Source organism: Muriicola sp. Z0-33, assembly GCF_026126425.1.
Lineage (GTDB): Bacteria > Bacteroidota > Bacteroidia > Flavobacteriales > Flavobacteriaceae > JAFMPW01.
Genome location: NZ_JAFMPW010000019.1, coordinates 44,079 through 53,482, shown reverse-complemented (window position 1 = coordinate 53,482; position 9,404 = coordinate 44,079). Strand labels below are relative to the sequence as shown.

General features: G+C 38.3%; 9 protein-coding genes. 8 read left to right on the top strand and 1 reads right to left on the bottom strand.

Annotated elements, in window-relative coordinates:
* From gldL to J1G40_RS17390, 4 genes are all read left to right on the top strand, one after another.
* Nucleotides 1-436, top strand: a 436-nt coding sequence (gldL, locus tag J1G40_RS17405; protein ID WP_265243940.1) for a gliding motility protein GldL, incomplete at its 5' end; no start/stop codon positions are given.
* A 56-nt stretch (nt 437-492) separates the two neighbouring features.
* Nucleotides 493-2,061, top strand: coding sequence for a gliding motility protein GldM (gene gldM, locus J1G40_RS17400; protein ID WP_265243939.1), 1,569 nt, complete (start codon nt 493-495; stop codon nt 2,059-2,061).
* Nucleotides 2,062-2,117: 56 nt separating this feature from the next.
* Nucleotides 2,118-3,020 carry a gliding motility protein GldN gene (gldN, locus tag J1G40_RS17395; RefSeq protein ID WP_265243938.1) on the top strand — a complete coding sequence of 301 codons (903 nt, stop codon included), beginning with the start codon at nt 2,118-2,120 and terminating at the stop codon, nt 3,018-3,020.
* A gap of 123 nt (nt 3,021-3,143) precedes the next feature.
* Entirely contained in the window at nt 3,144-4,199 is a 1,056-nt protein-coding gene (locus J1G40_RS17390; protein ID WP_265243937.1) for an NAD(P)/FAD-dependent oxidoreductase, read from the top strand.
* A gap of 24 nt (nt 4,200-4,223) precedes the next feature.
* Here the strand turns inward: J1G40_RS17390 and J1G40_RS17385 are convergent, their stop codons facing one another.
* Entirely contained in the window at nt 4,224-4,607 is a 384-nt protein-coding gene (locus tag J1G40_RS17385) for a DUF983 domain-containing protein (protein ID WP_265243936.1), read from the bottom strand.
* Nucleotides 4,608-4,671: 64 nt separating this feature from the next.
* Here J1G40_RS17385 and J1G40_RS17380 point away from each other — a divergent pair, with 64 nt between their 5' ends.
* The 4 genes from J1G40_RS17380 (at nt 4,672) to J1G40_RS17365 (ending at nt 9,404) form a co-directional block, all read left to right on the top strand.
* On the top strand, nt 4,672-6,585 hold the full coding sequence (locus J1G40_RS17380) for an ABC-F family ATP-binding cassette domain-containing protein (protein WP_265243935.1): 1,914 nt from the start codon (nt 4,672-4,674) through the stop codon (nt 6,583-6,585).
* Nucleotides 6,586-6,772: 187 nt separating this feature from the next.
* Nucleotides 6,773-7,648, top strand: coding sequence for a hypothetical protein (locus tag J1G40_RS17375; protein ID WP_265243934.1), 876 nt, complete (start codon nt 6,773-6,775; stop codon nt 7,646-7,648).
* Nucleotides 7,649-7,806: 158 nt separating this feature from the next.
* Entirely contained in the window at nt 7,807-8,283 is a 477-nt protein-coding gene (locus tag J1G40_RS17370; RefSeq protein ID WP_265243933.1) for a MarR family winged helix-turn-helix transcriptional regulator, read from the top strand.
* Nucleotides 8,280-9,404 carry an efflux RND transporter periplasmic adaptor subunit gene (locus J1G40_RS17365; protein WP_265243932.1) on the top strand — a complete coding sequence of 375 codons (1,125 nt, stop codon included), beginning with the start codon at nt 8,280-8,282 and terminating at the stop codon, nt 9,402-9,404. Before J1G40_RS17370 ends, J1G40_RS17365 begins: the two co-directional genes overlap by 4 nt.

Below are 9,404 nucleotides of genomic sequence, written 5' to 3'. Positions count from 1 at the left end.
GGTATATCCGGAACTTTCTGGTGGTATGTCTAGTGGCAAGAATGAAGTTCAGGAAGCTCAGGAAGCAGAAGGAATTTTATCTAGAAAATTGGACGAACTTTTAAAAGAAGCTAATATCGATGCTAACCTTATGGAAAGCCTTGGTGACAGCATTAGAAATTTTGAAGGTGCAGCCAAAGGAATAGTACCTACCGTGGATGCCATGGAATCTACTAAGAAATATTCTGAAGAGATGACACATGCTGCTTCTCAGATGGAGTCTTTAAACAGTCTTTATAAAGTACAATTGGAAAGCGCTAGCAAACAAGCTTCTGTTAATGAAGAAGTAGTACAGAATGCAAGTGCACTTAAAGATCAAATGGAATCTTTAGCCAGTAACCTTTCTTCTTTAAATGGAGTTTATGGTGGTATGCTGACTGCAATGAATGGCAACTAATTAGATTTAGTACAATAACCCAAATCAAATTATTAATTAAAATCTAATTAGAAAACATGGCAGGAGGAAAGCTATCAGCAAGGCAAAAGATGATCAACCTTATGTATTTGATCTTCATCGCGATGCTGGCATTAAATATGAGTAAAGAAGTTCTGGCTGCGTTCGGTCTTATGAACGAAAAGTTTGAAGCTTCTAATACTAAAGCTACGGAAAGCAATGAAGCTTTTTTAGCTAGCTTGGAAACTAAGGCATCTGAAGATGCAGCTAAATATGATAAGCTGTATAAAGATGGCCAGAAAATTAAGGCACTCTCTAAGGATTACTTCGTATATCTTGAAGAATTGAAAACGGCGATGACGAAAGAAATCGACGATCCTAAAGATTACCAGGTAATGGACAAGTCTGATTATTTAGATCAGAAGTTCTTTCAGGGCGATAACCTGGCTCCGGAAGGAAAGGAGTTCCTTAAAAGATTAAATGATTACCGTACACAAGTAGTTGATATACTTGGTGACGGATATGATGAAGTGAAGGCGTCCGTTGAAGCCAGATTTAAAACTGGAGATGAGAATGGTAAGGTAGCTCGCAGAGACGGTGCTAAGGTAGACTGGATTAATTATAACTATGAAGGTTTTCCACTTATAGCTTCTCTAACAAAGCTTACTGCGCTTCAGTCGGATATTAAGGCTACTGAAGAAGCTGCATTGAAAGCTATGCTTCAGGGTGAGTTGACCAATCAGATTTCTTTTGCAAATTTCTCTACATTATTGGAACAGGAAAAAGCAGCATTTTATGCTGGTGAGAAGTTCCAGGGTAGTATTGTTCTTGGAAAAACTGATAAGTCTGCAAAGCCTGTGAAGGCCGAGTTAACTTTAGATGGTCGCAAACTAAGTGAAGGGCGCGATTATGAACTAGAGGAAGGTGGAGTGAAGATGTTGATTAGTGCAGGTAATCCTGGAGATCATGAAATTAAAGGTAGCTTGTTCTATATGCAGGATGGTAATGAAAAGGAAGTACCTGTAAAGAATACTTTCTCTACAATTACCAAACCTAATGCTGCTTTGATAGCTGCTGATAAGATGAATGTAGTGTATAGAGGTGTTTCAAATCCAATGTCGATCTCTATTCCCGGCATACCAAATAACAAGGTAACCGCATCTGCGCCAGGTCTTTCCAAAAGAAGTGGTAGCAAATACGTGATGAATCCTGGAAAAGGAAGAACTGTGACCATATCAGCACGTGGTACCTTACCGGATGGACAACCTGTATCTTCCAGTACTGAATTTAGGATCAAGGATATACCTAGACCTTCAGGTACTGTAAGAGGTGAAGCGAATAGTTCTAAGATGCCAAAAAGAAATCTTGAGGTTTCTACGATTGGAGCATTGCTTGAAGACTTCGATTTTGACTTAAATCTTGCAATTAGCGGATTTAAATTTAAAGTGCCAGGTCAGCCTACAGTAAGTGTCAAGGGTAACAAGTTGGATGCCAGAGCCAAGTCTGCTTTAAAAAGAGCAAAACGTGGAGATGCCGTTCAGATCTTTGATATCAACGCTTACATTACAAATAATAAGACTTATAAATTAAAGAAAGTGTCTCCGGTACTCGTGGAGCTCACAAATTAATAGTAAGAAATTCCGGGCGACACTAGTGTTGCCCGGTACTTTTAAAAGTATATAAAATGAATTGGAAGAATGTAATTTTAATTGGAGCTGTAACATTGTTACCCATATCCATGTTAGGGCAGGCAAATATCTTGAATGCCAAGAAACCACAGGATATTGGTAAAAAGACAGAAGCTCAGAAGGCTATGGATAATGACACTTACTTGGAGTACGGTTATGTTGATGATAGGGATATCCTATGGTCTAAAACCGTATGGGAAGTAATAGATCTTGATGAGCGAGTTAATTTTCCCTTATATTATCCTTTAGATACTATAGATATAGGTAAAGACAGAAGGTCTTTATATGATGTTTTTATTAAGAATATCAAAAGCGGTAAGCTTACTGATGTTTATGTAGATTCCTATTTTACTGAAAAGAGAGTATTTAGCGATCTGGAAGCTACATTGCAGAAAGTAGATACTACAGATTTAGGATATGAGCAAATCAATGCTGGTGAAGAGTTATCGGATGAATACATCAACCGAAGAGATCTTACTGCCGCTGATATTGAAGAGTATCGTATTAAAGGAATATGGTATTTTGATAAGCGACAAGGAGAATTAAAATATCGCATGTTGGGGATTGCACCAGTTGCACCAGACGTTAACTTTATAGATGACGAATCAATGGATCCTGCGGATGCCAAAGTAGAACTTTTCTGGGTTTGGCTTCCAAGTGCCAGGCAGATTCTGCACGATGCAAAGGTCTTTAACCAACGTAATTCTGCACAACCCATATCTTTTGATATGTTGTTGAATGCAAGGAGATTTAACGGTACTATTTACAAAGAAGACAATGTCCATGGAGACCGTGTAATTCAGGAATACATCGCAGATAACGCTTTGTTCCAATTACTGGAATCCAAACGTATCAAGGAAACTATCAGGGATAGAGAACAAGATATGTGGGCCTATTAGTGCCTGATGCTTAATTCCAATTCAAAGCATATATAAAAACGCCACATCCCAGGATGTGGCGTTTTTTATTTCGACGAGTTTAAACCTGGTTTAAATCAGGGCCGCTTTCCCTACCTTTGTCCCATGCTGGATTACTTAATTGTAGGTTTGGGCTTGGCCGGAGTTGCATTATCCGAAACTCTGGAAAAACATGGGAGATCTTTCAGGGTGGTCAGTGATACTTCCCAAACCTCTTCTATTGTGGCTGCCGGACTTTATAATCCCGTTATCCTGAAAAGGTTTACCCTTGCCTGGAAAGCCGATAAGCAATTGCCTTTGGTACAACCATTTTATGCGGCCCTGGAGAAAAAATTGGGAGTTACATTAGATCATAAGCTCCCTGTATTGAGGAGATTTGCATCTATTGAAGAACAGAACAACTGGTTCCAGGCAGCTGATACCCCTGCATTGCAGCCTTTTCTATCTAATGAAATTAAGGAAAACCATAACCCGGGGCTCGAAGCACCTTTTGGATTTGGACAAGTGCTAGGGACAGGCCGGGTCGCCACAAAGGAGTTAATAGAAAACTACACGGACTATTTAAACAAAAGTGGAAAATTAGAGCAAGGCACCTTTCTTCATTCAGCCCTCAAAATAGAAAGTAATTTTGTAAGTTATAATGCAATCAAAGCGAAACGTATAGTTTTTGCTGAAGGGTTTGGTCTGCACCAGAATCCATTTTTTAACTACCTTCCGCTTACAGGGACAAAAGGAGAGTTAATAAAAATAAAAGCTCCGAAACTCAAAGCAGACATGATAGTAAAATCAGGGGTTTTTATCGTTCCACTAGGAGACGACTATTACAGGGTGGGCGCAACATATAAATGGAAAGACAAGACCAATATTCCTACCCCTGAAGCGAGGTCAGAGCTCATAGAGAAGTTAAAAGCATTCGTCAAAGTGGATTTCAATGTAGAAGAGCATTTAGCCGGAATCAGGCCAACGGTTACAGACAGGCGGCCACTGGTAGGTCAACACCCGCAACATAAGAATATGTATGTTCTTAATGGAATGGGATCGCGAGGTGTGATGATAGCACCCTATGTAGCAGAGCAACTATTTAATCTTATTGAATATGATAAACCGCTGCAGCCCGAAATGGACATCGCCAGATTCTATAAAAAATATGATAATAGATGAGTTGGTCGTATATAGACGCAACGGTCAGGCCTTTACTGCTTTCTTGTCGTAATGAATGAAAAAATTAATCCAGATATTTCTTGATACTCTTATGATCACGGGCATAAATAGTATTAAAGTGCCTACGATGGCTATAAATGTGTTGATCAATGAGGCGCTAAAAATTAAGAAGGCAATTACAAAGGCCGCTACGGCAAATGCAATCCCCACAGCATAGCTGACGTACATGGCCCCGTAAAAAAAAGAAGGTTCTATCTTGTATTTGGTATTACAATGAGAACAACGCTCGTGCATATCAAAAAGGTGGCCCAGGCGATAAGGATTAGTATGCTCATACATGCTTTCCGAATGGCATTTAGGACAACTTCCTGTTAAAATACTGTAGGCTTTCATTCCTTTTTTTAACATTTGCAAAAGTTTTGACAAAAATAGGGCATCACTCTATTTCTATATGTAACCATAGTCACAAAAAATGCTTAATATTCATAATCTTTCTGTTTCCTTTGGAGGAGAGTATTTATTTAAAGAAATAGCCTTCAGGTTAAATTCCGGGGACCGGGTTGGTCTGATTGGTAAAAATGGTGCAGGAAAGTCCACATTGTTAAAACTGCTTTCTAAGGAAATGAGTCCGGATTCAGGGACTATTGCCGCCGAGAAGGACCTGAAAATTGGTTTTTTAAAGCAGGACATAGATTTTGAAAAGGGAAGAACCATATTAGAAGAAGCCTATCAGGCTTTTGTAGAAATTAAACAGTTAGAACAGCAGTTAGATAGCATCAATACCCAACTGGCTGAGAAAACAGATTATGAAAGCGACAGTTATAACCAACTGATCATAGACCTGAACGACTGTACACACAGGTATGAAATTTTAGGTGGGTATAATTATCAGGGGGATACGGAAAAGATACTTTTGGGCCTTGGATTTAAGCGTGAAGATTTTGCAAAGAAAACCGATACTTTTTCCGGGGGTTGGAGAATGCGTATTGAATTAGCCAAATTGTTGTTGCAGAACAATGATGTCTTGCTACTGGATGAGCCTACGAATCACCTGGATATTGAATCTATTATATGGCTCGAGCAATTCCTCAAAAATTTTCCAGGAGCAGTGGTAATTGTTTCTCACGATAAAATGTTTTTAGACAATGTTACCAATCGGACGATTGAAATATCACTTGGCCGCATTTACGATTACAACAAACCCTATACAAAATACTTAGAGCTGCGCGAAGAAATGAAAGAGCAGCAGCGCAATGCCCAAAAAAATCAGGATAGGGAAATTCAACAGGCAGAGAGGCTGATCGAAAAGTTCAGGGCAAAATCTTCCAAAGCAGCTATGGCCCAGTCGCTGATAAAAAAACTAGACAAATTAGAACGGATTGAAGTAGATGATGAAGATAATGCCGTAATGAAATTGCGTTTTCCAGTTTCGGTTACCCCTGGCAAAGTAATATTTGAAATTGAACAACTTTCCAAAAGCTATGGGAAGAAAGAAGTCCTTAAGAATATAAACTTGTTATTGGAGCGAGATAGCAAGACGGCTTTCGTAGGGCAGAACGGCCAGGGTAAAACTACCCTGGCAAAAATAATGGTAGATGAATTGGACTATGAAGGGCATTTAAAACACGGCCATAATGTTCAAATAGGCTATTTCGCGCAGAATCAGGCAGAATATCTGGACGGTAATAAGACGGTGTTGGATACAATGATAGATGCGGCAAATGAAACCAACAGAAGCAAAGTAAGGGATATTTTAGGCTCTTTTCTCTTTAGCGGGGATGATGTGGAGAAATATGTCAGAGTGCTCTCAGGGGGAGAACGCAATAGACTGGCTTTGGCTAAAATGCTATTACAACCCTTTAATGTTTTGATAATGGATGAGCCTACTAATCATTTGGATATCCGTTCCAAAAACGTTTTAAAGCAGGCACTGCAGAATTTTAACGGCACATTAATTCTGGTTTCGCATGACAGGGATTTTCTCCAGGGTCTTACTAACAAGGTTTATGAGTTCAGAGATAAAAAAATAAAGGAATACCTGGGAGATATTAATTACTATCTGGATCAGCGTGCGGTTGAAAATTTTAGAGAGATCGAGAAAAAGCAGAAAGATAGCAGCCTTAAAACAAAAGTTGTAAAGAAAGATCAGGATTATCAAACACAGAAGAAATTAAAGTCATTAAAAAACTCTATGCGTGCCGTTGAAAGAGAAATCGCCACCTTGGAAAAGGAAGTTGCAGCCATAGATCATGAGCTTTTAATGAACTATGATGCGACTATTTCAAAGCCCGATTTTTTTAATGGATATCAGAATAAGAAAAATGAGCTGGAGAAGTTGATGACGAAGTGGGAAAAAATTTCCATTGAGTTGGAAAGTCTGGGATAAATACACTTTTTATCCAAATCGTAAAATGCTACACAACACTAAAAAGCTGTTTCACAACAAAAATTGACCGTTCATCGATTAAATGTGCATTTTATCAGCTATTTACGTTATTTTTGTAAGGTAATTCTTTATTAGATTATAGGATAAAATTATAGCGATTATGCGCTTTTTCCAAATCTATATTTTTATGAAAAAACTGCTTCTTATATTCATATTGGTTTTCTTCGCAGGTCATGTGCTTAAGGCGCAGGTTTCCGAGCAGGAAAGATCAGCCTTGCTAGACTTCCACGAAAGCACCCAGGGGAATAACTGGGTAAAAAAATGGAACCTAGAAGAACCGGTAGCTAAATGGTATGGGGTTAAAGTAGTTAATAACCAGGTCACAGAAATAAATCTTTTCAGGAATAATTTGGTGGGGACACTGCCAGAGAGCATCGGTAGTCTCAAATATCTAAAAAGCCTGAACCTTGCATTTAACAATATAAGCGGGCAAATACCCCCTTCTATCGTAGAACTTTCAAATTTAGTAGTACTAAAAATAGAGATGAATAGAATTAAGGGTGCTCTGCCATCTGATATTGGAAAACTGACCCGTCTTGAAGAGCTAACAGCTTTTAATAATTTTATTTCAGGAAGGATTCCGAACAGTATTGGGGAGAATACAAAGCTTAAAGTTCTTAATCTTTCAAGTAATAGCATAATAGGTAGAATACCGGAGACTTTAGGCAACCTTGTGGGATTAGAAAGCCTGGGGCTTTTTGAAAATACCCTCTTTGGTGAAATACCTGAAGAACTTGGTAATTTAGTGGAACTAAAAGAGCTGGTTTTGGCCAATAATCAATTAGGAGGTGCTATACCAAAAGAGTTTGGACAAATGGCAAGCCTGGAAATTCTGCAAATACAAAACAATAATTTTAATTCCTTTGAGAACCTTGAGGAGATGGAATCCAGAAGTTTCCTTGTATTTGATTACGACAAGGATAAGATTAAGATAGATTTAAAAAATGTTGATTTCTCGAGAACGAGAATGGCTGATACAAAATTTGAGGACGATATAGATTAGTAATAGTTGACTTTATAGTTTAGTTAGTTTGGTTAAAAGGGATGCGTGATTGCATCCCTTTTTGTTTACCCAATACTCTAAATAATATAAACAAGAATTATGATACTTTTAACATTGGTTGCATATGCAACTAAATTATAATTCCCTAGTTTCGCCAAATGAAAAATGAGGAGGAAGTAATTGACTTTGAAAGATCAATAGGCCCCTGGATCGGAAAAACGGTCAAGATGGTGGATTATCATTTGCAGGAGGCCTTTGATACTGCAGGCTTGGATATTACCAAGGAGCAAATGATTATTCTGAAAAAATTGCATGATGAGGATGGGCTGCCACAAAACGAATTGGCCTTGCTTACCTATCGGGATAAATCTTCTCTGGCCCGATTGCTTGCTACCATGGAAAGAAAAGAAGTTATTGTACGAATACAGAGCAAACGTGATAAGAGGATAAATAAAGTTTATTTAACTGAGAAAGGACGGCTGCTTTTTAAAAATACCAGGCCGGTAATAAAACATATTTTAGAAGTGATGGAAAATGGCATTTCTGATCAGGAGAAGCACACTATTATTGAAATATTGAAGAAAATTCAGATAAATTTTGAAGCTAAAACAGTTTCATTACAAAATACCTTATGAGAAAAATTATTTTATCAATCCTTGGAGTATTATTGATTATAGGGGCTGTATTTATGGCTAGAAATATAATTGCAAACAAAAAAAGCTTCAAACCAAAAGCAGAAAAAGTAGTTAAAACCGTTTTTACCGAAGTGGTTGAAAATGGTGCCGTGGCTATTATTGTTCCGGCCAACGGAAATCTTATTGCTAAAAGAAGAGTTGAATTGTACTCTGAAGTACAGGGAGTTTTCAGAAAAGGCAGCAAACTGTTTAAACCTGGACAAGAATATCGAAAAGGAGAAGCAATAATCAGAATTGATGCTTCGGAATATGCTGCTGGGGTACAATCCTCCAAAAGTAATCTCTATAACCAACTTACCTCCGTAATGCCAGATCTCAGATTAGACTATCCTGATATCTATCCTAAGTGGCAGGCATACCTAAACGGTTTTGATATGGCCAAAAGTACTCCGGCTTTACCGGAAATGACCTCTGAAAAGGAAAAGTTCTTTATTACTGGAAGGGGAATATTAACTACCTATTACAATGTAAAAAACCAGGAACAACGATTGTCCAAGTATAGAATTTCGGCACCTTTTTCCGGAGTACTAACCGAGGCACTTGTAACTGAGGGCACCTTGGTACGAGCGGGTCAGAAGCTGGGCGAATTCATAAATACAGATGTTTATGAATTGGAAGTTGCTATAGGAAAGACCTATAGCGACTTATTGAGAGTTGGGGAAGCTGTTGATTTAACCAATTTGGATAAGACCAGAACCTATAAAGGTAAAGTGACAAGAATAAACGGAAGTGTAGATCAGGCTTCGCAGACAATAAAAGCCTTTATTGAAGTGAGCGACAATACGCTTAAAGAAGGCATGTACCTGGAGGCAAGCTTAAATGCAAAGCAAGAAGACAACGCTATTGAAATAGACAGGAATCTCCTTTTGGAAAACAACCAGATTTTTGTCGTTAAGGATTCCATCCTGGATTTGATTGATGTTAATCCGGTTTATTTCTCTGAGAAAAGAGTCGTTCTTAAAGAAATTCCTGACGGGACTACAATTATGTCAAAACCCTTGATTGGTGCGTATACTGGAATGGCCGTAAAGATCTATGAAGAAGCCCCTAAAACACAGTAA